This window comes from Hoeflea sp., assembly GCF_039975035.1.
Classification (GTDB): Bacteria; Pseudomonadota; Alphaproteobacteria; order Rhizobiales; family Rhizobiaceae; genus Hoeflea.
The window spans coordinates 1-22,184 of the sequence record NZ_JBDWHW010000167.1 but is presented as its reverse complement, the minus strand read 5'-3'; the positions used below and the strand labels follow the sequence as shown (position 1 = coordinate 22,184).

The window sequence follows — 22,184 nt, the reverse complement described above, 5'->3', positions numbered from 1 at the left end:
GGATTAAACGGGTTTGACCGCAACCCGTATGGCACGCCCAATCAACCACAAAGGTGACCCAGTGGCAAAGAAAGCGACCCTTGCCCGTGCCATCTTGAAGGCATTCGGGGATGAAGATATCCTGTCCTGGCGGGACCTGGGTCTTCGCCTCGATGATGACCGGGCGTTGAAATTTGCGTTTTCGGTCAGCCGCTTCTGCCCTGTACCGTTTCTGGTGAAAACGGTGGACGGGGACGGTACCCTCCATTGTTGCCGGACGCGAGAAATGCATTCCCCGAATGACGCGGCTCCGCGCAGCGGTTTTTACCAATATCGACGCCGGCGGTATCAGGGCGACCACACCGACCAGAGTGGTCAAGTCAGACTGGTTTTTGGCAGCAGCCCTGCCTATCGGCCATTGCTGCGGCAAACCGTGCTGCCTTTCGGGATGCCCAAGCCGGGCCAGCTGTGCGGAATATTCGTCATACGGGGCGCACTGCAGGATTACGCCCATTCAATCTACGGCACCGCGTTCGAGCCCGACCCGTCGAATTTCACACCACCACACATGTTGATCGCACCCGGCATGCCAATAAAGCCGTGGAATCGGATCAAGAAGCGGTATGCCAACCCGGACGAGCGGATCAGGATACCGGTCAATCCAGACGAGATTTCCGAGATCGAGGATTGGCATCATAACAATGAAATCCCCGACTAATGCATGCCGGTTCTAAATCACCTGAAATGCTTGGTTAACAAGACGTTGGTGTTGACTACGGCAGTGACACCGGCGGTGGTGGGCCGGGTGACTTTCAATTAAAAAACTTTCCGCGCACTGGACGACACGCTGACAATCACCGATAATGCGCCCGCCGGAACAGAGACACTGACCCCGATCAGATATTTCCGGCCTTCACTTGATGTGAGACAAAGAACGGGGCGCAACCGATTTTCGGCACGCGAAGTCTCACCACGTCTGACGCGCCAATGCGATGGTTTCCGGTCACAAATTCACGTGATCGACACGGGCCGGGCATAGGCATTATCTTGACGGGGTTGGCCGACATGCGTGTGAGTTCGCGCAATCGCCGACCCGGCTCATTGACTCAAAGGACTACGATCCATGAATGGTATGACAGCGGAAACGCAAGCCGAAATTTATGATGACGGCGATACGCTGGGGGGCAGAATCACCCGCGCCCGCGATCTCGCCGCGTTGAGCCTGGAAGACGCCGCATCCCATATCGGCGTGACCGACGAAACGCTGGCCGAATGGGAATCAGACCGATCCGAACCACGCGCCAACAAGATCATGACGCTGGCAGGGGTTCTCGGGGTTTCCCCGGCCTGGCTGATCAGCGGCACGGGCGACGCGCCGCAAGCGCCGGGAATTTCCGTCGCCGTGGATGAAATGTCCGGTGAAATCAACCGGCTCCGGGAGCTTGCCCTGCAAATCACCGCAACCGTGGAAACGCTGGAAAGTCGCCTGGTGACACTCACGCGGGCCGCCAACGAATAGGTTTTGATGCAAATGCCTATTCGCGTTCAAATGGAACCATGAACGCGACATGCATTGACTCAGGGCGTGACAGTGGCCTTTGCTTGTCCAACCGGATGCGCGTCGCTGCAAATCTTCAAAATCAGGGTTGAGCCGTGCCCGCCGCTCTGGCAGGGTCGACCTCCCTGACGAGACAACACCCGGGAGCATGGGAATGGACGTTCGCGCAGCCGTAGCTTTTGAGGCGGGCAAGCCGCTTGAGATCACCACAGTCCAGCTGGATGGCCCGCGAGCCGGCGAAGTGCTGGTTGAAATCAAGGCGACGGGCATTTGCCATACCGACGAGTTCACCCTGTCGGGTGCCGATCCGGAGGGCATTTTCCCCGCCATTTTGGGGCATGAAGGCGCCGGCGTGGTTGTCGACGTCGGCCCCGGGGTGACGTCGCTGAAAAAAGGCGACCACGTCATTCCGCTCTACACTCCGGAATGCCGTGAGTGCGAATATTGCCTCAATCCCAAGACCAACCTGTGCCAGTCGATTCGCACCACGCAAGGCCAGGGCCTGATGCCCGACGGCACATCGCGGTTTTCCATCAACGGAAAGCCGATCTTTCACTACATGGGCACGTCAACATTCGCCAATTTCACGGTGTTGCCGGAAATCGCGCTGGCCAAGATCAATCCCGGCGCACCATTTGACAAGGTTTGCTACATCGGCTGCGGCGTCACCACCGGCATCGGTGCGGTGATCAACACCGCCAAAGTCGAAATCGGCTCAAAGGCCATCGTTTTCGGGCTGGGCGGAATCGGTCTGAACGTGCTGCAGGGCTTGCGTCTTGCAGGCGCAGACATGATCGTCGGCGTTGATCTCAACCCGTCCAAGGTGGAGATGGCGACACGCTTCGGCATGACCCACTTTGTCAATCCGAGCGAAGTCGAAGGTGATCTGGTGCCTTATCTCGTGGATCTGACCAAGGGCGGCGCGGACTATACCTTCGACGCCACCGGCAATGTCGGCGTGATGCGCACGGCTCTGGAATGCGCCCACAAGGGCTGGGGCGAATCGATCATCATCGGCGTGGCGCCCGCGGGTGCCGAAATCTCGACGCGTCCGTTCCAGCTGGTCACCGGCCGGTCCTGGCGCGGCACGGCGTTCGGGGGCGCGCGCGGCCGCACAGATGTGCCGAAGATCGTCGAGTGGTACATGGAAGGCAAGATCGAGATCGACCCGATGATCACCCACACCATGGGGCTCGAGGGCATCAACGAAGCCTTTGACCTGATGCACAGGGGCGAAAGCATCCGAAGCGTGGTGATCTACTGACCCCGGAAGGTCTCACCGCTATGGCAAACCTTCCCCCAAAACCGGACGCGCACAAATGAAGATCATTTCGGAAGCCAAGGCCCATGGCGGGCGCCAGGGCGTTTACTCGATGCAATCGGACGCCTGCGGCTGTGACATGACCTTCGCCGTGTTCCGGCCGCTGCAGGCCAAGGAACAACTCTGCCCCGTTGTCTGGTTCCTCTCCGGCCTGACCTGCACCCATGCCAACGTGATGGACAAGGGCGAGTACCGGCGGATGGCTTCGGAACTCGGCCTGATCATCGTCTGCCCCGACACCAGCCCGCGCGGCGACCATGTGCCCGACGAGCCGGACAACTGGCAATTCGGCAAGGGAGCGGGGTTTTACCTCGATGCGACACAATCGCCCTGGTCACGGCATTACCAGATGGAAACCCATATCCTTGATGAGCTTTCAGAGCGTGTCGCAGGCCATTTCGCCGCCGACATGGGGCGGCAAGGCATCATGGGACATTCCATGGGCGGGCACGGTGCGCTGACATTCGCGCTCAGACTTCCAGACCGCTTCAAGAGCTGTTCGGCCTTCGCGCCGATCGTCCAGCCCTCGACTGCCGACTGGTCACGCCCGGCCCTGGAAAAATATCTGGGACCGGACGAAGCGATGTGGCGTCGCCATGACGCGACACAGCTCATCGCCGATGGCGCCCGGTTCCCGGAATTCCTGGTCGATCAGGGAACCGCCGACGGCTTTCTGGAAAACGGCTTGCGCCCCTGGCTTCTGGAAAAGGCCTGCACGGAGGCTGATATCGGGCTGACCTTGCGGATGCAGGAGGGCTATGACCACTCCTACAATTTCATCTCGAGCTTCATGGACGACCATCTGACCTGGCACGCAGCGCGACTGGGCTGAATGGCGCTGCTGCGATACGGCAGCACGGCACGATTGGCGAAAACCGTTCCCGGCTTTCCGGGATCCAGCGCGCGCGGCGTTCAAACGGGTTCAGGTGACGCGCGTCAGCTCTTTGTTCTTGCATGACGTTGTCGCAACACCGCTGCGCACCTTGGCGCGACATGCATCAACGGCTGTCAGGATCACTGCAATCATTGTCGAGCGTGATGATGCATGGCTCGTCCGGTGACCCTGGCTCCGCAGCGGGGTCCGCCTGAATGTTGGGCGCCGCTGCCGGCAGTTCGAAAGTCCTTGGCATTTTCACCGGTTCAATCGGGGCAATTGCCTCTTCGCCCAAAGGTGCTTCATCCTCCGGCTCAGCCGACAACAGCGGCTTTGACAAATCAAGTGCGGGTTCGGCGACCGGCTCCACGACCAGATCAGACGATGTCGGTGTCACGGTTCCATTCAACAGCGGATCGGCGGATATCCGCATGGTGTCGTCGAAGGTTTCGACATCCGTGGGCGTGGGTTTGATCTGAGGTCTGGCAACCGTGCGCTTCATGCCGGCGACCGGATGCGGCACCGTGCCGGACAGTCCGAGCAATGCCCTGACATCAGCCGTCAGCCTGCCAATCAACGCGGTTTCGGCGCTGCGACCGTTTCCAGGCGTTGCGGTGGCATGCACAATGCTGCTTCTGAGCATGAGGCCGGTGTCAGCGTCGATGACAACCAGATCCAGCGTGGCGGCCTCCGCGGACCTGTTGAACAATACGCCCAGCCCGGCTTCAGCCTGCCGGTCGAGCACGACAATTCGCAGGATTGCCTTCATGCCGATATCGGCGGTGGCACGGCCGGCTGTTGCATCCAGTTTCTGCTTCAGCCGGTCAGCGAAAGCGAAATCCGCCATGCTTTGGGTGGTTACCCGGACTTCGGTGACATCGAATGGCCTGGTAGCATTCAGCGGTTTCGGCCTGCCCGCACACGCGCTCAGCAATGCAGCGACGGCGACCAGCATCAGCGCCTGTGAAAGGCGTGACATAAAGGGCTTGCTTTGATCCACGCCGTGTCTCCGGAAAGTTGCTTGTGTTGTTTCCGGAAATTCGCATTTTATGGTTAGCGCATGGTTAAGGCGCCGGGAATTGGCATATATAATTTCCGCCGAAAGCGCCAATCTCCGGGCGTTTCCTCATGCTGTCCGTAAGGGGAAATTGCAAATTCACCTTGCAGGAAGAATCAGTACAGCCGCCTCGAAATCAATCAACCGCGAGGCGCGACGGGCGGCGGCTTCGTGATCTTCGCCCCATTGGGAAATATTGAAATCCTCATCGGCATGGGCCGCAGCCCAGACGTCCGCCGGATCCGCCTGCCCCTCTGCCAGCGCCAGGGCCAGCACCAGCGAGCCGGTGAGCGACGTCAGGGTGTGCAGCGCGGTAAGCTCGAGCGGCGTCGCATAGCGTCGCAGCAGCACGGCAATGGCGCGAATCGCCTCGGCAGGCTGCTCGACATGCACGATGCCTTCGGACAGGATCAGCCGCGCGCCCATGTTTGCCGCCCAGTCAAGATACGGATCCCAGAGCTCGGCCTCGCGCGCCACCAGAGCGTCCGGCGCCTCGGCGCGATAGCACAGGAGATCAGACCCGGCGTAGCGCAGGATTTCCTCGAACACCTCTTCCTGGGCCACGGCCACAGCATCTATCGCGGTGTTGATCATCCGCGTCAGCGGCATCGTCGCCGGATCGATCAAGTCGGTTTGCGCTTCCCATTCCGCCGCCAGGGCTTCGGCCAGACCGGCATGGGCAACACCGAGCTCCTGACGCGATGGCGTGCGCACCGGCTTGCCGTCGAGCGCGACGACGAAGCCGCTTTCGGACCCCGGGATAACCGAGGCCTGCCGGTAGAATCGTTTGGGCAAGACCTTTTTCAGGCCTTTCTGAATTTCGCGGACCGGATCGGACAGCTTGTCCTCTCCGAGATCAAGATCGCTGAGAATATCACGCATCACGCGTCTCCTGTCGTTAGATGAGGTCGGCGATTTCCCGCGCCTGGCTGACCACGTGCCCGGCGCCGGCCGCCCAGAGCGCGTCCACTGGCCCGTAACCCCAGGACACGCCAATAGGACGGGCGCCGGCATTGACCGCCATCTGCATGTCATAGATCGCATCGCCGATCACTGTGGTGTGCTTCGGGTCGACGCCTGCTTCCGTGCAGCATTCGAGCACCATCGCCGGATGCGGCTTGGATGGGCAATCATCGGCGGTGCGGGTGGTGAAGAACGAGGCCGTCAGGCCATGGTGGGCAAGGATAGCGTCGAGCCCGCGGCGGGACTTGCCGGTGACAACGCCCAGGATGACGTCATCGCGAGCCGCCAGCGCCGCAATCAGTTCCAACAGCCCGCCATAAGTGGGCTCAAGCGGGCCGCCAGTCTGGCGGTAAAGCATGAAATGCTCCTTGTAACGCGCTGTCATGGCAGTGATTTCCGCATCCACCGGTCGTTCGAGCATCTGCGCGATGGCAATATCGAGCGTCAATCCGATGATCGATTTGGTGTGAGCAAGCATGGGCACGGCCATGCCGAAATCACCGAAAGTACGTTCCATGCAGGCGTGGATCACCGCGGCACTGTCGACAATGGTGCCGTCGCAATCAAACAACGCCAGCTTCATTCCTCGGGCTCCCCGGCGGTGGTTTCGTCAAAGCCGAGCAGGTTCCAGCTTTGCACCATGTGCGGCGGCAGCGGCGCTGTCACCGACAGCAGGCCGCCATCGGGATGGGGAATCGAAATGCGGCGGGCCAGCAGATGCAGCAGGTTCTGCATGCCGCTGGGGAATTCCCAGTTCTTGTCGAACTCGAAATATTTCGGATCGCCGATGATCGGATGACCCAGGTGCAAGGCATGCACCCGAAGCTGATGGGTACGACCGGTGTAGGGCTCAAACTCGAGCCAGGCGAGGCTCTGGGCGGCCTTGTCGATGATCCGGTAATAGGACACCGCGTGATCGGCGCCCTGCTCGCCGTGCTTGGCGACGCGCATCCGGTCGCCGTCCTCGGTGGATTCCTTGATCAGCCAGGTGGAGATCTTGCCTTCCTTGTCGCGCGGCACGCCCTTGACCAGCGCCCAGTAGGTTTTCTTGGTTGTGCGCTCGCGGAAAGCCGCTGTCAGTGCCTGCGCCGCGCCGCGGGTGCGGGCCACCACCAGAACCCCGGAGGTGTCGCGGTCGAGCCGGTGCACAAGCCGCGGCTTCTCACCCTTCTTGTTGCGCCAGGCCTCAAGCATCTCGTCGACATTGCGGGTAACGCCGGAACCGCCCTGTACGGCCAGACCCGCAGGCTTGTTGAACACCAGCACCTTTGCATCTTCATGCAGCAGCATCTTGCTCAGCACCTCGTGGTCATTGCCGCTGCGCATGGTCTTGGCGGTCAGCGGACCGGTGGCTTTCTCGTCAACGTCCAGAGGCGGAACGCGGACGGTCTGTCCGGGTTGTACCCTCGCGTCGGACTTGACCCGGCCGCCATCAACGCGGACCTGGCCGGATCTGAGCAGCTTTTGCAGCGGCCCGAAACCCAGACCTGGAAAATGCACCTTGAACCAGCGATCGAGCCGCATGCCCGCTTCGTCCGGATCTACCTGTATGAGCTGTACGCCCGCCATATCGATTATCTCTTTGTCCTGGGCTTGAAGGCTGGTGTCAGAGCTGACGTGCCAGCCAAAGCCCGCCAAATAATGCCAGGATGGACACTGTTACGCTGGCAATCACATAGGTGGCCGCCGCCGTCAACGCACCACGCTCGTAAAGCGTCACTGCATCAAGCGAAAACGCCGAAAAGGTGGTAAAACCGCCCAAAAAACCGGTCGCCAGCAAAAGACGCAAGTCCGAGTCTCCAGCGGAGCGGCGGGCCAGCCAGGCGATCAACAGACCCATGGCCAGCGAGCCGGCGATGTTGACCACCATCGTGCCCCAGGGAAACCGGACGCCGGAAGCGTGCATGACCGCCCTGGCGACCAGATGGCGCGACACCGCGCCCAGACCGCCACCGACGAAAACAAGTACAAGTGCATTCATGCAGGTTGCTTAGCCGAAAACCGCGCTTCAATAAAGCGGCGGCGCAACCGGCGCGCTATTTCAGGTTCCCGCGCGGTTAATATGATGCAGCCTGTTGGCGTTCGGATTTGGATCGCATCAAGCCCGCCTGGAGCTAAGCCTTGGCGGCCAAGGCCACATCATCGGCAAACTCGTCGAGAAACCGGTCGAGCGCGGCCCAATCGGTGAACTCATGATCACGACCGGTATCGACAGGTCCGCCTTCCTTCGCCGCGATCCGGCGCATCAACGCGCGTTTGAAGAAATCATACTCAAGGTATTTTAATGCTCCGGCGGCATGATGGACCTTGGGGATCCGAAAACCGGTCTTTTTTTCCAGTTTGGCGGGATAGGCTTCAGCCTCGGCGCGCTCTTCGGCAATGTCGCTGTGAATTCCAAGCGAAACCGAAATCAATGCGGTGGGAACATCCGCAAGAGCGGCTTTCCAATCGATGATGAACTGCGCCACCGGTTCGGGATAGCGTCCAATATGGATCGGCGCGCAGAGCAGCACTCCCTCGAACCGGCCGGGAACGGCGAAGCCGGGCTCGCGGATGTCACTCAGGACAACGCCCTGCCCCCGTTTCTCAAGCTGGGCTGCGGCATGCTCGGCAATCTTGCGGGTATGTCCCTCAACCGTGGCGTAAAGAACCAGAACCGTCATGGGAATTCCTCCTTGATCGATGAAGGCCAGAATGCAACGCCAAGGCTCAAACCGCATTGACGCAGGTCAAGAGCCGGCGGATTTACGCCGACGTCCGCCAGTCAACCCGCCTCATTCTGCGCCAGCGCCAGAAGCTTGTCACCGGGCATTTCGGGCGATGCCTTCACCGCAAAAGCCTCATCGACCAGACGGCAGACAAGGGCATTGACCGGAGCGGTTCGGCCATGCGCCTGGGCCAGAGCGCAGACTGCGCCGTTGAGAAAGCGGGTCTCAGGCTCTCTGCCTGCCTGAAGGTCGTCCCAGGATGAAGATCTGGCAGTGTCGTCGATCTTCAACTGCTGGCGGGCAACAACCCGGAACAGCCAGGTCGGCAGCCGCAAGATTTTCGGGATCAGCCGCGGATTGGTGCGGGTCGCGCCAACGGCAGTGATCCCGGCCGCGTCGAGCGCGGCAAGCAGTTCATCCATCGCCATCGCCAGCACCGTGCGGTAGCCCGGATCCGCGAACTGGCGTCGCAGCGGAAGCCCGCTGATGACATTGAGCCCGTTGTTGAGGTTGAGCAACAATTTTCCCCACTGCACCGCCTCCAGATCATCCCGGACTTGCAGTTTCAAACCGGAGCCGCGGGCAAGTTCCGCCAACACGGCAGATGCACCACACGCCCCGACAAGCACCGGGCCTTCCATCGAGCAATGCACCGCATTGGGTGAAAGCCTGACAACATTGAACGGAACCGTACCTGCGACAATTTCATGATCCGGCAACAGCGATTTGAGGATATCGAGATTGCCCACACCGTTCTGCAGGCTGATCACGGTGGCGCCGGGTCCGAGCGTTCCGGCAAGCTCGCGGGCAGCACTTTCGGTGTCGCCGGACTTGGTGCAAAACAGCACTATATCGCAGGAAGCCAATGCATGAGCGCTGCCAGTCCGGTAGTGTTCGGGCTTCAATTCGGCCTTGAAACCATCGTAGCGCGACACAGCCAGGCCGCGACCCAGCGCTTCCAGCGTCCGCCCGCGCGCGGCAAACACCACCTGAGCGCCACCCTGTGCCAGCATCCCGCCGACATAGAGTCCGATGGCGCCGGCGCCCATGATGCCGATTATGGGCACTGGTCTGGTGGCTGATTTAACGGCTGGGCCGGTCATGCCGCCCTACCCCTTGTCCGAGCGTTCTTTTCTCAGTCGCGTCCAGAAATCCAGACGCTTGCGGATGTCACGTTCAAAGCCGCGTTCGGGCGGATCATAAAAGGTCTTGCGACCCATCGCTTCGGGGAAATAATCCTGCCCTGAAAACGCATCCGGCTCATCATGGTCATAGCGATAGCCTTCATTGTAGCCCTCGGCCTTCATCAGCTTGGTCGGCGCGTTGAGGATGTGCTTGGGCGGCAACAGCGACCCGCCCTCCTTGGCAACGCGCCTGGCAGCCTTGTAGGCCGTGTAGACGGCGTTGGATTTGGGCGCGGTGGCGAGATAGACGCAGGCCTGCGCCAGCGCCAGCTCGCCCTCGGGCGATCCAAGAAAGTCATAGGCGTCCTTGGCGGCATTGGCGACAACCAGCGCCTGCGGATCGGCCATGCCGATCTCTTCCGACGCCATGCGGACCAGCCGCCGGGCCAGAAACAGCGGATCCTCGCCAGCGTCTAACATCCGGCAGAGATAATAGAGCGCGGCGTCGGGGTCGGACCCGCGCACCGACTTGTGCAGCGCCGAAATCAGATTGTAATGCCCGTCCTGACCCTTGTCATAGACCGGGGCGCGGCGCTGGACGACATTGACAAGCGCCTTGGTGTCAAAAACCTCGTCCTCGCGGGCGGCGCGCCAGACCTCTTCAGCAAGCGTCAGCACCGCCCGGCCATCGCCATCGGCCATCCTGAGAAGACTGAGCCGCGCGTCGGGTTCGAGCGGCAGCGTCCTGCCGGTCTCTTCCTCGGCGCGCTTGAGCAGGTTTTCAAGGCTGTCCTCGTCATGCGGCTTGAAGGTCAGCACCCGGGCGCGCGACAGAAGCGCTGCGTTGAGTTCAAACGACGGATTTTCCGTGGTCGCGCCGACCAGCACGATGGTGCCGTCTTCCATCACCGGCAGGAAACTGTCCTGCTGGGCGCGGTTGAAGCGGTGGATCTCGTCGACAAACAGCAAGGTCTGGCGTCCACCCATGCGGCGGGCACGCGCTGTCTCGAAGACCTTCTTGAGATCGGCCACGCCTGAAAAAATCGCCGAGATCTGATCGAACGCCAGCTCGGTTTCACCGGCCAGAAGCCGCGCCACCGTGGTCTTGCCGGTACCCGGAGGGCCCCAGAAGATCATCGAGCCGAGACTTGCCGAGGCGATCATCCGGGTGATCGCGCCATCCGCGCCGGTCAGATGCGGCTGGCCGGTGACTTGGGCAAGCGTGGCGGGCCGCAACCGGTCGGCAAGCGGACGGTGCCCGCTTTGGGCCGCACCGGCAGTGGCGAACAGATCACTCATGCATCACCGTATGATCTGGCGAATGCGTTGACCGCCACGCACGATTTCAAACCGCCAGAAGCTGGCGCCATCGGCCAGGATCTGTTCGAGGACATTGACATTGGTGATCTTGACGCCGTTGATCTCGGCAATCAGATCTGCCGGACGGAAGCCGTAACGGCCGGCGATCGACCCGCCAGGAACATCGGTGATGACAACGCCATGAACCGATGGCGGCAGCCGCAATTTACTGGCAATACTCGGAGTGATGTTGGAGACAATCGCACCTGAAAACGGATTCAGGCCATCAAGCTTGCGCCGGGCACGCGGATCATCGGCGGGCGGCGCCTGCAGCGTGATTTCGATCGTCTTGCGACCCTTGCGTCCGAGCACATCAAGCGCAGCGGTGGCGCCGGCACTCGTGGTGGCAAGCCGGTAACCCAGCGCATCGGGATGTTCGACTGGCCGGCCATTGAATCCCAGGACAATGTCACCGGGGCGCAAACCGGCCTTGCCGGCGGGGCCGTCCTCGGTGACATCCGACACCAGGGCGCCTGTTGCGCGGTCCAGTCCAAGCGCCTCGGCAATGTCAGCCGTCACCGGTTCGAAGGATGCGCCGATATAGGGCGGCTCGAAAACATCGCCGCCCGTTTCGGCGGTTTGAGCCACGGCGCGAACCAGATTGGCGGGGATGGCGAACCCGATGCCGTTGGAGCCGCCGGAGCGGCTGAAAATTGCCGAGTTGATGCCGATCAGGCGTCCGCTCATGTCAATCAGCGCACCGCCTGAATTGCCCGGATTGATGGCGGCGTCAGTCTGGATGAACGAGCCGAAATCCGACACACCAACGCTGTTTCGGGCAAGCGCCGAAACGATGCCGCTGGTCACTGTCTGACCAACGCCGAACGGGTTGCCTATGGCGAGCACGATATCCCCCACCTCGGTGGTGTCGGTGTCGCCGAATTCCACAATCGGGAAAGGTCCATCACCGTCAATCTGAAGGATTGCGAGATCGAAACGCTCATCCTTGAGCAGAACCTTGCTTTGAAACTCCCGTCCATCGGTAAGTGCGACGCGAATGTCATCGGCGCCTGCGATGACATGATTGTTGGTGACGATGATTCCATTGCTCTGAATGATTACGCCGGACCCGAGCGAAGACTGCTTCTCGGTTCGGTTTGGCATTCTCTGGCCGAAAAACTGCTCGAAAAACGGATCACCGGCAAAGGGAGACATGCTGCGCTGCACGGTGCGGTTGGCATAGACATTGACGACGGCGGGCGCGGTTGCCTTCACCAGCGGCGAGAAGGATTGCATCATGTCGGCTTGCGACCGCGGCGGCTCGCGGCGCGGCTCGGAAACCGGAGCGGTTTCGGATTGTGCTGTGGCCTTTTCCTCGGGGCCGCCGATGACATCGCGGAAGATCTTGCCAATGCTGTCGGTCAGGGATTGCTCAGTGCTGGTCTGGGCCAGCGCCGGAGCCAATACGGGAAAGCTCGCCATGGATATGGCCAGCACAAGAAAAAGGACGGCGCGCAACCGCGAACGATTTGGAATCATGACGGGAATCCTCAGTGATTTGGGCCACTATGGCCTGACTGGAACACTAAAGTCATCATGAGTTTGACGGCTTCATGGCAACGTTTAAAGCCGGCTGCACCAAGAGTTGATGCAAGGCCTCCGCCAGCCAGTGCCTTCCTGGCCAATTCCGACCCGGACAAGCCGGTTGATCACCAAGACTACACGAAAACGTGGTCGCGCGGGTCCTTTGCGCCCGCGGTCAATCGTATATCTTGTATAAGTGCCGCAAAGCCCAAGCGATCCGGTCCACAAACATCAGGAGCAAGTCCGCCATGCACCGCTACCGCCCTACCCCGATACCCGGATCCGAGATCACTGCCGAGGCAAGCTATTACCGGCGGCGCGACATTTTACGCATGGGTGCTGTTGGAGGGTTCAGCTTGGCGGCGCCTTCACTGGCGTTCAGCGCAACAGAGCTTGCCGCCAAGCCGGGCGGCTACGATCCCAAGGAGGAACTGACAGCGGAAGCGGATGCGACCAGCTACAACAATTTCTATGAGTTCGGCACCGGCAAGGCCGATCCGGCAGCGAAATCCGGCGATTTCAATCCCACGCCCTGGACCGTCAAGGTCGATGGCATGGTGGGCAAGCCTGCCGAGTTCGATCTCGATGCGTTGATGGCGCTCGGGCTCGAGGAACGCATCTACCGGATGCGGTGTGTCGAAGCTTGGTCGATGGTCATTCCCTGGATCGGTTTTCCGCTCGCCAGCCTGCTCGACAGGGTCGAGCCGCTGGGCAGCGCCAAATACGTGGCGTTTGAAACAGTGGTGCGGCCGGAAGAAATGCCCGGACAGCGGGGGATCTTCCAGCCACTGAACTGGCCCTATGTCGAAGGCTTGCGGCTTGACGAGGCGCGCCACCCGCTGACGATCCTGTCGATGGGACTGTACGGCAAGACTCTGCCCAACCAGAATGGCGCTCCGGTGCGGCTGGTCACGCCATGGAAATACGGTTTCAAGGGCATCAAGTCGATCGTCCGCATCACGTTGACCGAGGAACAGCCGGCCTCGACCTGGAACCGTCTGGCGCCGAGCGAGTACGGCTTCTATGCCAATGTCAATCCGGAGGTCGACCACCCGCGCTGGAGCCAGGCTGTGGAAAACCGTATCGGCGGCGGCGGCTTTTTCGGCTCCAACGAGCGGCCGACGCTGCCGTTCAATGGTTATGGCGACGAGGTCGCCAGCCTCTATGAAGGCATGGATCTGAAAGCGAATTTCTGACCATGCGCCTGCCCTCTTTGCCCAAACGGTTCCACACCGCATCGGTCTGGGCGCTCTATGCGCTCGGCCTGACACCGGCGCTGTGGACGTTCTATCTTGGAGCCACCGGCCAGTTGGTCGGCAATCCGGTCAAGATCTTTGAGCACCTTCTGGGCGACTGGGCGTTACGGCTGCTGATCCTGACGCTGATGATCTCTCCGCTCAGGGATCTGTTCGGCATCAACTGGGTGCGCTACAGGCGGGCGCTTGGACTGCTGGCATTCTACTATGTGGCGATGCACTTCCTCACCTACATGGTGCTCGACAAGCGTCTGGCGCTGGATGTGATCATCGAGGACATCATCAAACGCTGGTTCATCACCATTGGCATGGCGGCCTTCGTAGCGCTGATCCCGCTGGCTCTGACGTCCAATCGCTGGTCGGTCCGCAAGCTCGGACCAGGCTGGCTCAAGCTGCACCGGCTGATCTATCCGATCGCGGCGGCCGGGGCGCTGCACTACTGCCTGTCGGTCAAGGTGATCGGACCGGAGCAGCTGATTTATGCCGGGCTGGTGACATTGCTGCTCGGATGGCGCCTGGCACGGCCGCGCTACATGGCCCGGAAACGGGCGACCGGCCGGCGGCCGGTCCGTGTTACCGGCATGGTCTGAGGCTATGCCACAATGTCGCGCCTCCGTGGCGCACTGAGCGATCGTTGTAAGGACCGGAGATCAGTCCCCGGCCCTTACGGAATCTTGGAACAACGCACCTACCGCGCGTCGGCTGCAAGTTTTTTCATGTCGCGCAAAGCCGCTGCACAGGTTTGCGCGACATGTTTCAGATCAAAACTGTTTCTTGAACAGCAACCGGTCGAGCGACAAATAGCCGCCGCCAAAAGCCGCGAACAGGAAGGCGCCGCCGGCCCAGAACAACGAATTAAGTTCCGCCTTGGACTGGACCTGATGCAAGAACCTGGTACCGCCGTCACCCAACCGCGCCAGACCTTCCGGCGTGAAAAGATCTCCACCGGCCTTGAGCGCATCAACACCAGCCTGGGTAAGGAAAGCATCACCATAAGGGTGGCTGTAATGGAACCACAAAGTGATGGCCAGCATGATGCCATTGGCGAGCGCCACCGGACGGGTAAAAAGGCCTACAGCAATCAACATTCCACCGAAAAACTGCATCGCCGCCAACGCCGGCGACCAGAACCACCCCGGAGCAAAGCCCAATCCTTCCACAAAACCGGATTGGGCAAAGGGCGCGACAATCTTGGGCCACCCTTCCAGGACCAGCGCACCGCCCACCGCCAGCCGGAAGAGGCTCCAGGCCATCGGTTGGGCAACGCCTTCATAGAACTTGCCGAGAAACGGCAAATAAAGCTCGTCCTTGTCATTACGGAATACCGTCAGAGTCGACATCATATCCTCCCAAATCGAGTGTTACCCGGACGGGGGATGATAGCTGTGGACTGCCAAGTCCAGTTGATTCAAATCAACAATTCTCGCGATAGTTGGCTAGCGCAAATTCGCTCCCGAGGGGTAATTCGCGTCGCAACAAACCGGAGCCGCGTGACGCGCATTCTCGCTTTCTCTGTACAATTCGTCACTGAAGAAAAACTGCAGACTATTGCGCGATCTGGATCAGCCAGGCCATTCAAACCAAAATGGCCGGGCGCACAAAGCACCCGGCCATTCGATGTAAGGCATCTGGCAGAATTGGAAGCGCTTACGCGGCTTCGTCTTCGGCAGCAGCTTCGGCTTCCACGCGGGCGCGATCCTTCGAGCCCTTGGCATCCGGATCGCGATCCACGAATTCAACCACGGCCATCGGCGCGTTGTCGCCGGTACGGAAACCAGCCTTCATGATCCGGATATAGCCGCCGTTGCGGGTGGCGTAGCGGGTGGCAATGCTGTCAAACAGCTTGCGTACAGCATCATTGTCGCGGATCTGCGAGATCGCCTGACGGCGGGCATGCAGGTCACCGCGCTTGCCGAGCGTGACGAGCTTTTCAACGATCGGACGGATTTCCTTGGCCTTCGGCAAGGTGGTCACGATCTGCTCGTGTTCGATGAGCGAAGTCGCCATGTTGGCGAACATCGCCTTGCGGTGGCTCGAGGTGCGATTCAGCTTGCGGCCTGAATTTCCGTGGCGCATGGCCTGTCTCCTTCACATGCAGGCGCACGCCTGCCGTTTGACGGTTTAATACTGGTCTTCGTAACGCTTGGCGAGATCTTCGATGTTTTCCGGCGGCCAGGACGGAACTTCCATACCCAGATGCAGGCCCATGGAAGCCAAGACTTCCTTGATCTCGTTGAGTGACTTGCGGCCAAAGTTCGGAGTCCGCAGCATTTCGGCTTCGGTCTTCTGAATCAGGTCGCCGATATAGACGATGTTGTCGTTCTTCAGGCAGTTTGCCGAGCGGACCGAGAGCTCCAGTTCGTCGACCTTCTTGAGAAGCGACGGATTGAAAGCCAGTTCGGCGACGGTTTCCTCGTGGACTTCTTTCTGCGGCTCGTCGAAGTTGACGAACACGCCGAGCTGGTCCTGAAGGATACGGGCTGCATAAGCCACGGCATCTTCGCCGCTGACCGAACCATCGGTTTCGATGTTCAGCGTCAGCTTGTCGTAATCGAGAACCTGTCCTTCACGGGTGTTTTCCACCTTGTAGGAGCACTTCTTGACCGGCGAATACAGGCTGTCGACCGGGATAAGACCGATCGGCGCGTCTTCGGCACGATTGCGGTCAGCCGGCACGTAGCCCTTGCCGTTATTGACGGTGAATTCCATGCGGATCTCAGCACCCTCATCGAGCGTGCACAGCGGATGTTCCGGATTGAGGATCTCGATATCACCCACTGTCTGGATGTCACCTGCACGGACAACACCAGGACCCTGCTTGCGCACAACCATGCGCTTGGCTTCGTCGCCTTCCATGCGGATGGCGATTTCCTTGATGTTGAGGATGATGTCGGTGACATCTTCACGAACGCCCGGGATCGAGGAGAATTCATGCAGCACGCCATCGATCTGCACTGCGGTGACGGCAGCGCCGCGCAGCGAGGACAAAAGCACGCGGCGCAGCGCGTTGCCCAGTGTCAGGCCGAAGCCACGCTCGAGCGGTTCAGCAACCACGGAAGCCTGTGTACGGCTCGCGGTGTTGAACTCCACCTTGCTTGGCTTGATCAGTTCCTGCCAGTTTTTCTGAATCATATCAGTTGCCTTCCTGTTGCCGCACCATCCAATCGTGCGGCCAAGTGAGAAGAGGATCGGACGGACGAAGGATGAACCTTGCCCGTCGCAAATTCGGAACTCGCTTAGACGCGGCGCTTCTTGCGCGGACGGCAGCCATTGTGCGGGATCGGCGTCACATCACGGATCGAGGTGATGGTGAAACCTGCAGCCTGCAGCGCGCGAAGCGCGGACTCACGACCCGATCCCGGACCGCAAACCTCGACTTCGAGCGTCTTCATGCCGTGATCCTGCGCCTTCTTGGCGGCGTCTTCAGCAGCCATCTGCGCTGCGAACGGTGTCGACTTACGCGACCCCTTGAAACCCTTCGAACCGGCCGAAGACCAGGAAATGGTATTGCCCTGAGCATCGGTGATGGTGATCATCGTGTTGTTGAAGGTCGAATTGACGTGGGCAACGCCCGACGAAATGTTTTTGCGTTCGCGGCGCTTGACACGCACCGTGCTATCTTTAGCCATGTTCTTTTCCTTTCGAGATATCAGCACCGCCGTAACACCAGCGGCTCCACCGGGAGGCACCTTGCCGGACGCTCAAACTCAAAGCGGTGGTCAGAAGATCCACCGCCTTGAAACTCTTGCCGCCGGTCAGGCGAAACCCATTACTTCTTCTTGCCGGCAATCGCCTTTGCCGGACCCTTGCGGGTGCGGGCATTGGTGTGAGTGCGCTGTCCACGCACCGGCAGACCGCGACGATGGCGAAGACCGCGGTAGCAGCCCAGATCCATCAGACGCTTGATGTTCATCGAATTCTCACGACGCAGATCGCCTTCAACCTGATAGTCACGGTCGATGGTTTCGCGGATCTGCAGCACTTCGGAGTCCGAAAGCTGGTTGACGCGACGATCCAGCGGGATGCCGACCTTTTCCACGATATCCTGGGCAAACTTGCTGCCGATACCATGAATGTAGGTCAGCGCGATGACAACGCGCTTGTTGGTCGGAATATTAACGCCTGCTATGCGGGCCATGTGCTTCTCCATGTGGGCCGGTCGGGCCGGCGGGTTATTGTTGACCCGCGTCCGGTGGAGGCCGGCCCTTGCGGGGTAGTCCATTCACAAACACCGGCCAAACCCACAGGCCCGATCGGCGTATGCTTTATCCATCATCCCGACACGCTTAAAAGCGACCAGAGCCGTTTCCTCAAGCCTTCGAGGAATCGCACCGATCGCTTGCATGTCGCGAGTTGCACGGCTCTTAGCGGAACAGACAGGCTTTCGTCAACCTCTCCGGTGCCTTATTTTCGACCGGAAGTCCGTCGACAGGCCGGTCATCAACTCGAAAACCGTCCTGTCGGATGCTCCAGCCAAGATCAGAGCGACGCCAGAACCGCCTCGATCTCGTCCGTCACCGCGTCAATGCTGCCCATGCCATCGACGGTGCAAAGCGAGCCCTTGGCGTAGTAATAGCCGGTCAGCGGCGCGGTCTTCTTGTAATATTCGCGCAAGCGTTCTTCAAACACCACCGGATTGTCGTCCTTGCGAACCGGCTTGCCTGCGGCAGCAGCTTCTTCGGCCCGTTTGACAATGCGCCCCACCAGAGCCTTGTCATCGACCTGAAGTTCGATCACGCAATCAAGCTTCATGCCTTTGGCATCGAGCATGGTTTCAACGGCATCCGCCTGAACAAGCGTGCGCGGATAGCCATCAAGAATAAAGCCGTTGGCGCAATCGGCTTCGTCGATGCGCTCGGACACGATTGCGTTGACGATGTCGTCGGACACCAGTTCACCGGCATCCATGACAGCCTTGGCGCGCTTGCCGACTTCGGTGCCGGCGGCAACCGCCGCACGCAGCATATCGCCGGTGGACAATTGCGGGATCGAATGTTTCTCGACCAGACGCTGAGCCTGGGTCCCCTTCCCCGCGCCTGGCGGTCCCAACAGAATAAGTCTCATCGTCCCTTCTTGCCTCCCCGAAGTTTGGACTTCTTGATCAGCCCCTCATATTGCTGGGCAATCAGATGTCCCTGAATCTGCGCAACCGTGTCAAGCGTCACCGAGACGACGATCAACAGCGACGTACCACCCAGATAGAACGGAACGCCGGTTTGCGCGATTAGAAATTCGGGTAAGAGACAAACGAAAATCAGGTACATGGCGCCAATCACGGTGATTCGCGTCAGAACGTAATCGATATATTCAGCGGTGCGCTCGCCAGGACGGAACCCCGGAATGAATCCGCCATGACGTTTGAGATTGTCGGCGGTGTCCTTCGGATTGAACACGATTGCCGTATAGAAGAACGCGAAAAAGCCGATCATTGCGGCATAGAGCGCCATATAGGCAGGCTGACCGTGTCCGAGTGAAGCCAGCAACGTCGACGCCCATACCGGCATGTCTCCGGTGTTGGCAAAGCCCGCAATCGTCGCCGGCAAAAGAAGCAGCGAGGATGCGAAGATCGGCGGAATTACACCGGCGGTGTTGAGCTTGAGCGGCAGGTGCGACGTATCGCCCTGGAACATGCGTGAACCAACCTGGCGCTTGGGATACTGGATCAGCAATTGTCGCTGCGCACGCTCGATGAAGACGATGAACGCAATCACGGCGATGGCGACCACGATCACGGCAATGATCAGCCCTGTCGACAGCGCGCCGGTGCGGCCCAGTTCGAGAGTTCCTGCAACAGCCGTCGGCAGTGCTGCGACAATCCCCGAGAAAATGATCAGCGAAATGCCGTTGCCGATGCCGCGCGCGGTGATCTGTTCACCGAGCCACATCAGGAACATGGTGCCGCCAACAAGGGTGATCACCGTTGCAATGCGGAAGAACCAGCCCGGATCGGTGACGATGCCGCTGCCCGATTCGAGACCGACGGCAATGCCGTAGGCCTGAACAGTACCAAGCAGCACAGTGCCGTAGCGGGTATACTGGTTGATGACCTTGCGGCCCTGCTCGCCTTCCTTCTTGAGTTGCTCAAGTGTCGGAATGACCGATGTCATCAGCTGTATGATGATCGAGGCAGAGATGTAGGGCATGATGCCGAGCGCGAAAATGGCCATGCGCTCGACAGCGCCGCCTGCAAACATGTTGAACAGGCCGAGAATGCCGCCCGACTGGCCCTGAAAGGCCTGCGCAAACGCATCGGGATTGATACCCGGCAACGGGATATAGGTCCCCAGCCGGTACACCAGCAACGCACCAAGCGTAAACCAGATCCGCTTTTTGAGGTCTTCCGCCTTGGCGAAAGCCCCGAAATTCAAATTGGAAGCGAGTTGTTCGGCTGCAGATGCCATTGCGTTCTCCGCGCGGCCCATCCGGCGCCTGATGAACCCGATCATCTCCGGAGGGTCTGAGTTGGTTTCACCGGACTTTGCTGCCTGGCCGGATAATAGATGCCTGGCGCCTGCCCTAGCCTGCGCGTGTTAATGCACAAGCTCACCCCATATGGGACGAAAACCGCCCGATGTGAACCACCGGGCGGTCAAAAATATTTTACTCTTCCGCAGCAGCCGGAGCTGGCGCAGGAGCGAGCAGCTTGATCGAACCGCCGGCCTTTTCGACCTTTTCGATGGCGGTGCGCGAAGCGCCTGCCACTTCAAGTGTGAGTTTGGCCTTCACATCGCCGTCGGCGAGAATTCGCACGCCGTCCTTGATGCGGCGGATCACGCCGGCAGCCTTGAGGGCTGCTGCATCAATCGGGCTCTTGGCATCGAGCTTGCCAGCGTCGATAGCGGTCTGAACACGGCCGACCGAGACGACATTGAAGTCGGTCGAGAAGATGTTCTTGAAGCCGCGCTTTGGCAGACGCCGGTAAATTGGCATCTGGCCGCCTTCAAAACCGTTGATGGCAACGCCACCACGGGATTTCTGACCCTTGACGCCACGGCCACCGGTCTTGCCGGAACCCGAACCGATGCCGCGGCCTACCCGCTTGCGGTTCTTGGTGGCGCCTTCGTTGTCGGTGATCTCATTGAGTTTCATGACAGTTCACTCCCACTCACTGCTCGTCGACGACGCGAACGAGGTGGCTGACCGAACGGATCATGCCACGAACGGACGGTGTGTCCTCGAGGGTCCGGCGGCGGTGCATCTTGTTGAGGCCCAAACCGATCAGCGTCTGGCGCTGAACGTTCGGGCGGCGAATCGGGCTGCCGGTCTGTTCGACAGTGACCGTCTTGCCCTTTTTATTGTCAGCCATGGTCTTGGCTCCCTACTACGATAAAGGCGGACGCCCGATTACTCTTCGGCGCCGGCGGATACACCGCGGCGTTCCTGGAGCGTGGAGTACTTCATGCCGCGCTGCGAGGCAATGTCCTTGGGGTGCATCTGGCTCTTGAGCGCGTCAAAAGTTGCGCGGATCATGTTGTACGGGTTCGACGAACCGGTCGACTTGGCCACAACATCCTGCATACCCAGGGTTTCGAAAACCGCACGCATCGGACCACCGGCGATGATGCCGGTACCAGGCTTGGCTGCGCGAAGCAGCACCTTACCCGCGCCATGGCGGCCATGCACATCGTGATGCAGGGTCCGGCCGGAGCGCAATGGTACGAAAATCAAATCGCGCTTGGCCGATTCAGTGGCCTTGCGGATTGCTTCCGGCACTTCACGCGCCTTGCCGTGTCCAAAGCCAACGCGGCCCTTCTGATCTCCAACAACCACCAGGGCTGCGAAACCGAAGCGCCGGCCGCCCTTGACGACCTTTGCGACACGGTTGATGTGTACGAGCTTGTCGACGAATTCGCTGTCGCGCTCGTCGTCTCTACCGCGGTTATCGCGGCGACCTTCCTTGGCCATTGTCCTGTTCCTTATTCTTTTCCGGAATCAATCGGCTGGGTTGACTTAGAAGCTCAGACCGCCTTCGCGGGCTGCTTCAGCGAGAGCCTTGATACGGCCGTGATAGATGAAAGCGCCACGGTCAAAGACCACGTCCTTGACGCCCGCCTCGGTCGCACGTTCGGCAATCAACTTGCCGACCGCAGCTGCGGCGGAGACATCGGCGCCGGTCTTGAGCCCGCCACGAAGGCCGGTGTCAAGCGTTGAAGCTGCAACAAGCGTACGGCCTGCGGCATCATCAATGATCTGCGCGTAGATGTTCTTCGACGAGCGATGAACCGACAGGCGCGGACGGCCATTGGCCACCGCTTTAAGCTGGCGGCGGACACGAGCGGACCGACGCGTAAGGGATTGTTTCCTGCTAGCCATTTCGCGTCTTCCTTACTTCTTCTTGCCTTCTTTGCGGACAATCCGCTCTTCAGCATATTTAACGCCCTTGCCCTTGTAGGGCTCAGGTTTGCGATAGGCGCGGATCTCAGCAGCAACCTGGCCAAGCACCTGCTTGTCGATGCCGGTG

At 60.1% G+C, this 22,184-nt stretch carries 27 protein-coding genes; 6 read left to right on the top strand and 21 right to left on the bottom strand.

Features of this window, described 5'->3' with window-relative positions:
- Positions 1-13 precede the first annotated feature (13 nt).
- The 4 genes from ABJN75_RS15375 (at position 14) to fghA (ending at position 3,690) form a co-directional block, all read left to right on the top strand.
- The gene (locus ABJN75_RS15375; RefSeq protein ID WP_348440458.1) at positions 14-697 is read left to right on the top strand and encodes a hypothetical protein; all 684 of its coding nucleotides are present in this window, start codon (positions 14-16) and stop codon (positions 695-697) included.
- Positions 698-1,102: 405 nt separating this feature from the next.
- The gene (locus ABJN75_RS15370) at positions 1,103-1,498 is read left to right on the top strand and encodes a helix-turn-helix transcriptional regulator (RefSeq protein WP_348440457.1); all 396 of its coding nucleotides are present in this window, start codon (positions 1,103-1,105) and stop codon (positions 1,496-1,498) included.
- A gap of 193 nt (positions 1,499-1,691) precedes the next feature.
- Complete coding sequence (locus ABJN75_RS15365; protein WP_348440456.1) at positions 1,692-2,801, top strand: S-(hydroxymethyl)glutathione dehydrogenase/class III alcohol dehydrogenase; 1,110 nt, start codon at positions 1,692-1,694, stop codon at positions 2,799-2,801.
- Between the two features lie 55 nt (positions 2,802-2,856).
- Positions 2,857-3,690: an S-formylglutathione hydrolase gene (gene fghA / locus ABJN75_RS15360; RefSeq protein ID WP_348440455.1), complete on the top strand. Its 834-nt coding sequence runs from the start codon at positions 2,857-2,859 to the stop codon at positions 3,688-3,690.
- Between the two features lie 166 nt (positions 3,691-3,856).
- On the opposite strand, the gene ABJN75_RS15355 is transcribed toward fghA, so the two are convergent.
- The 9 genes from ABJN75_RS15355 to ABJN75_RS15315 all read right to left on the bottom strand — a co-directional run bounded on the left by ABJN75_RS15355 (position 3,857) and on the right by ABJN75_RS15315 (position 12,422).
- The gene (locus ABJN75_RS15355) at positions 3,857-4,711 is read right to left on the bottom strand and encodes a hypothetical protein (RefSeq protein WP_348440454.1); all 855 of its coding nucleotides are present in this window, start codon (positions 4,709-4,711) and stop codon (positions 3,857-3,859) included.
- 177 nt (positions 4,712-4,888) lie between these two features.
- Entirely contained in the window at positions 4,889-5,671 is a 783-nt protein-coding gene (locus ABJN75_RS15350) for an ATP12 family protein (RefSeq protein WP_348440453.1), read from the bottom strand.
- A 16-nt stretch (positions 5,672-5,687) separates the two neighbouring features.
- Positions 5,688-6,335, bottom strand: coding sequence for an HAD-IA family hydrolase (locus ABJN75_RS15345; RefSeq protein ID WP_348440452.1), 648 nt, complete (start codon positions 6,333-6,335; stop codon positions 5,688-5,690).
- Complete coding sequence (locus tag ABJN75_RS15340; RefSeq protein ID WP_348440451.1) at positions 6,332-7,321, bottom strand: RluA family pseudouridine synthase; 990 nt, start codon at positions 7,319-7,321, stop codon at positions 6,332-6,334. Before ABJN75_RS15340 ends, ABJN75_RS15345 begins: the two co-directional genes overlap by 4 nt.
- A gap of 37 nt (positions 7,322-7,358) precedes the next feature.
- Entirely contained in the window at positions 7,359-7,733 is a 375-nt protein-coding gene (gene crcB, locus ABJN75_RS15335; protein ID WP_348440450.1) for a fluoride efflux transporter CrcB, read from the bottom strand.
- Between the two features lie 133 nt (positions 7,734-7,866).
- Positions 7,867-8,415, bottom strand: coding sequence for a flavodoxin domain-containing protein (locus ABJN75_RS15330; protein ID WP_348440449.1), 549 nt, complete (start codon positions 8,413-8,415; stop codon positions 7,867-7,869).
- Between the two features lie 101 nt (positions 8,416-8,516).
- Positions 8,517-9,563: a 2-dehydropantoate 2-reductase gene (locus ABJN75_RS15325; protein ID WP_348440448.1), complete on the bottom strand. Its 1,047-nt coding sequence runs from the start codon at positions 9,561-9,563 to the stop codon at positions 8,517-8,519.
- A gap of 6 nt (positions 9,564-9,569) precedes the next feature.
- On the bottom strand, positions 9,570-10,883 hold the full coding sequence (locus ABJN75_RS15320; RefSeq protein WP_348440447.1) for a replication-associated recombination protein A: 1,314 nt from the start codon (positions 10,881-10,883) through the stop codon (positions 9,570-9,572).
- Positions 10,884-10,886: 3 nt separating this feature from the next.
- The gene (locus tag ABJN75_RS15315) at positions 10,887-12,422 is read right to left on the bottom strand and encodes a DegQ family serine endoprotease (RefSeq protein WP_348440446.1); all 1,536 of its coding nucleotides are present in this window, start codon (positions 12,420-12,422) and stop codon (positions 10,887-10,889) included.
- A gap of 293 nt (positions 12,423-12,715) precedes the next feature.
- Here ABJN75_RS15315 and msrP point away from each other — a divergent pair, with 293 nt between their 5' ends.
- Both msrP and msrQ read left to right on the top strand, forming a co-directional pair.
- Entirely contained in the window at positions 12,716-13,663 is a 948-nt protein-coding gene (msrP, locus tag ABJN75_RS15310; RefSeq protein WP_348440445.1) for a protein-methionine-sulfoxide reductase catalytic subunit MsrP, read from the top strand.
- A gap of 2 nt (positions 13,664-13,665) precedes the next feature.
- Positions 13,666-14,313: a protein-methionine-sulfoxide reductase heme-binding subunit MsrQ gene (msrQ, locus tag ABJN75_RS15305; RefSeq protein WP_348440444.1), complete on the top strand. Its 648-nt coding sequence runs from the start codon at positions 13,666-13,668 to the stop codon at positions 14,311-14,313.
- Between the two features lie 171 nt (positions 14,314-14,484).
- On the opposite strand, the gene ABJN75_RS15300 is transcribed toward msrQ, so the two are convergent.
- From ABJN75_RS15300 to rplF, 12 genes are all read right to left on the bottom strand, one after another.
- Positions 14,485-15,063 (bottom strand): DoxX family protein, encoded by a 579-nt coding sequence (locus ABJN75_RS15300; protein ID WP_348440443.1) that lies wholly within the window; start codon positions 15,061-15,063, stop codon positions 14,485-14,487.
- 307 nt (positions 15,064-15,370) lie between these two features.
- Positions 15,371-15,799 carry a 50S ribosomal protein L17 gene (gene rplQ, locus ABJN75_RS15295; RefSeq protein ID WP_348440442.1) on the bottom strand — a complete coding sequence of 143 codons (429 nt, stop codon included), beginning with the start codon at positions 15,797-15,799 and terminating at the stop codon, positions 15,371-15,373.
- A gap of 45 nt (positions 15,800-15,844) precedes the next feature.
- Positions 15,845-16,855, bottom strand: a complete 1,011-nt coding sequence (locus ABJN75_RS15290) for a DNA-directed RNA polymerase subunit alpha (RefSeq protein ID WP_348440441.1) — start codon at positions 16,853-16,855, stop codon at positions 15,845-15,847.
- 104 nt (positions 16,856-16,959) lie between these two features.
- Complete coding sequence (gene rpsK / locus ABJN75_RS15285; protein ID WP_348440440.1) at positions 16,960-17,352, bottom strand: 30S ribosomal protein S11; 393 nt, start codon at positions 17,350-17,352, stop codon at positions 16,960-16,962.
- Between the two features lie 140 nt (positions 17,353-17,492).
- Entirely contained in the window at positions 17,493-17,861 is a 369-nt protein-coding gene (rpsM, locus tag ABJN75_RS15280; protein ID WP_348440439.1) for a 30S ribosomal protein S13, read from the bottom strand.
- A 341-nt stretch (positions 17,862-18,202) separates the two neighbouring features.
- Entirely contained in the window at positions 18,203-18,787 is a 585-nt protein-coding gene (locus ABJN75_RS15275; protein WP_348440438.1) for an adenylate kinase, read from the bottom strand.
- Positions 18,784-20,124 (bottom strand): preprotein translocase subunit SecY, encoded by a 1,341-nt coding sequence (gene secY / locus ABJN75_RS15270; RefSeq protein ID WP_348440437.1) that lies wholly within the window; start codon positions 20,122-20,124, stop codon positions 18,784-18,786. The genes ABJN75_RS15275 and secY overlap by 4 nt, the downstream gene beginning before the upstream one ends.
- Before the next feature lie 199 nt (positions 20,125-20,323).
- Positions 20,324-20,812 carry a 50S ribosomal protein L15 gene (gene rplO, locus ABJN75_RS15265; protein ID WP_348440436.1) on the bottom strand — a complete coding sequence of 163 codons (489 nt, stop codon included), beginning with the start codon at positions 20,810-20,812 and terminating at the stop codon, positions 20,324-20,326.
- 16 nt (positions 20,813-20,828) lie between these two features.
- Positions 20,829-21,029 (bottom strand): 50S ribosomal protein L30, encoded by a 201-nt coding sequence (rpmD, locus tag ABJN75_RS15260; protein WP_348440435.1) that lies wholly within the window; start codon positions 21,027-21,029, stop codon positions 20,829-20,831.
- Positions 21,030-21,067: 38 nt separating this feature from the next.
- Positions 21,068-21,628, bottom strand: coding sequence for a 30S ribosomal protein S5 (gene rpsE, locus ABJN75_RS15255; protein WP_339763347.1), 561 nt, complete (start codon positions 21,626-21,628; stop codon positions 21,068-21,070).
- Between the two features lie 45 nt (positions 21,629-21,673).
- On the bottom strand, positions 21,674-22,036 hold the full coding sequence (gene rplR, locus ABJN75_RS15250) for a 50S ribosomal protein L18 (protein WP_348440434.1): 363 nt from the start codon (positions 22,034-22,036) through the stop codon (positions 21,674-21,676).
- Positions 22,037-22,048: 12 nt separating this feature from the next.
- Positions 22,049-22,184, bottom strand: a 136-nt coding sequence (rplF, locus tag ABJN75_RS15245) for a 50S ribosomal protein L6 (RefSeq protein WP_348440474.1), incomplete at its 5' end; no start/stop codon positions are given.

Coding starts and splice junctions, on each gene's coding strand:
- crcB (WP_348440450.1), bottom strand. CDS start 7,733: ATGAATGCACTTGTACTTGTTTTCGTCGGTGGCGGTCTGGGCGCGGTG.
- ABJN75_RS15320 (WP_348440447.1), bottom strand. CDS start 10,883: ATGAGTGATCTGTTCGCCACTGCCGGTGCGGCCCAAAGCGGGCACCGT.
- ABJN75_RS15365 (WP_348440456.1), top strand. CDS start 1,692: ATGGACGTTCGCGCAGCCGTAGCTTTTGAGGCGGGCAAGCCGCTTGAG.
- secY (WP_348440437.1), bottom strand. CDS start 20,124: ATGGCATCTGCAGCCGAACAACTCGCTTCCAATTTGAATTTCGGGGCT.
- ABJN75_RS15290 (WP_348440441.1), bottom strand. CDS start 16,855: ATGATTCAGAAAAACTGGCAGGAACTGATCAAGCCAAGCAAGGTGGAG.
- rpsM (WP_348440439.1), bottom strand. CDS start 17,861: ATGGCCCGCATAGCAGGCGTTAATATTCCGACCAACAAGCGCGTTGTC.
- ABJN75_RS15275 (WP_348440438.1), bottom strand. CDS start 18,787: ATGAGACTTATTCTGTTGGGACCGCCAGGCGCGGGGAAGGGGACCCAG.
- msrP (WP_348440445.1), top strand. CDS start 12,716: ATGCACCGCTACCGCCCTACCCCGATACCCGGATCCGAGATCACTGCC.
- rplR (WP_348440434.1), bottom strand. CDS start 22,036: ATGGCTAGCAGGAAACAATCCCTTACGCGTCGGTCCGCTCGTGTCCGC.
- msrQ (WP_348440444.1), top strand. CDS start 13,666: ATGCGCCTGCCCTCTTTGCCCAAACGGTTCCACACCGCATCGGTCTGG.
- ABJN75_RS15325 (WP_348440448.1), bottom strand. CDS start 9,563: ATGACCGGCCCAGCCGTTAAATCAGCCACCAGACCAGTGCCCATAATC.
- rplO (WP_348440436.1), bottom strand. CDS start 20,812: ATGAAACTCAATGAGATCACCGACAACGAAGGCGCCACCAAGAACCGC.
- ABJN75_RS15345 (WP_348440452.1), bottom strand. CDS start 6,335: ATGAAGCTGGCGTTGTTTGATTGCGACGGCACCATTGTCGACAGTGCC.
- fghA (WP_348440455.1), top strand. CDS start 2,857: ATGAAGATCATTTCGGAAGCCAAGGCCCATGGCGGGCGCCAGGGCGTT.
- rpsK (WP_348440440.1), bottom strand. CDS start 17,352: ATGGCTAAAGATAGCACGGTGCGTGTCAAGCGCCGCGAACGCAAAAAC.
- ABJN75_RS15315 (WP_348440446.1), bottom strand. CDS start 12,422: ATGATTCCAAATCGTTCGCGGTTGCGCGCCGTCCTTTTTCTTGTGCTG.
- ABJN75_RS15370 (WP_348440457.1), top strand. CDS start 1,103: ATGAATGGTATGACAGCGGAAACGCAAGCCGAAATTTATGATGACGGC.
- ABJN75_RS15355 (WP_348440454.1), bottom strand. CDS start 4,711: ATGTCACGCCTTTCACAGGCGCTGATGCTGGTCGCCGTCGCTGCATTG.
- ABJN75_RS15350 (WP_348440453.1), bottom strand. CDS start 5,671: ATGCGTGATATTCTCAGCGATCTTGATCTCGGAGAGGACAAGCTGTCC.
- ABJN75_RS15330 (WP_348440449.1), bottom strand. CDS start 8,415: ATGACGGTTCTGGTTCTTTACGCCACGGTTGAGGGACATACCCGCAAG.
- rpmD (WP_348440435.1), bottom strand. CDS start 21,029: ATGGCTGACAATAAAAAGGGCAAGACGGTCACTGTCGAACAGACCGGC.
- rplQ (WP_348440442.1), bottom strand. CDS start 15,799: ATGCGCCACGGAAATTCAGGCCGCAAGCTGAATCGCACCTCGAGCCAC.
- ABJN75_RS15340 (WP_348440451.1), bottom strand. CDS start 7,321: ATGGCGGGCGTACAGCTCATACAGGTAGATCCGGACGAAGCGGGCATG.
- ABJN75_RS15300 (WP_348440443.1), bottom strand. CDS start 15,063: ATGTCGACTCTGACGGTATTCCGTAATGACAAGGACGAGCTTTATTTG.
- rpsE (WP_339763347.1), bottom strand. CDS start 21,628: ATGGCCAAGGAAGGTCGCCGCGATAACCGCGGTAGAGACGACGAGCGC.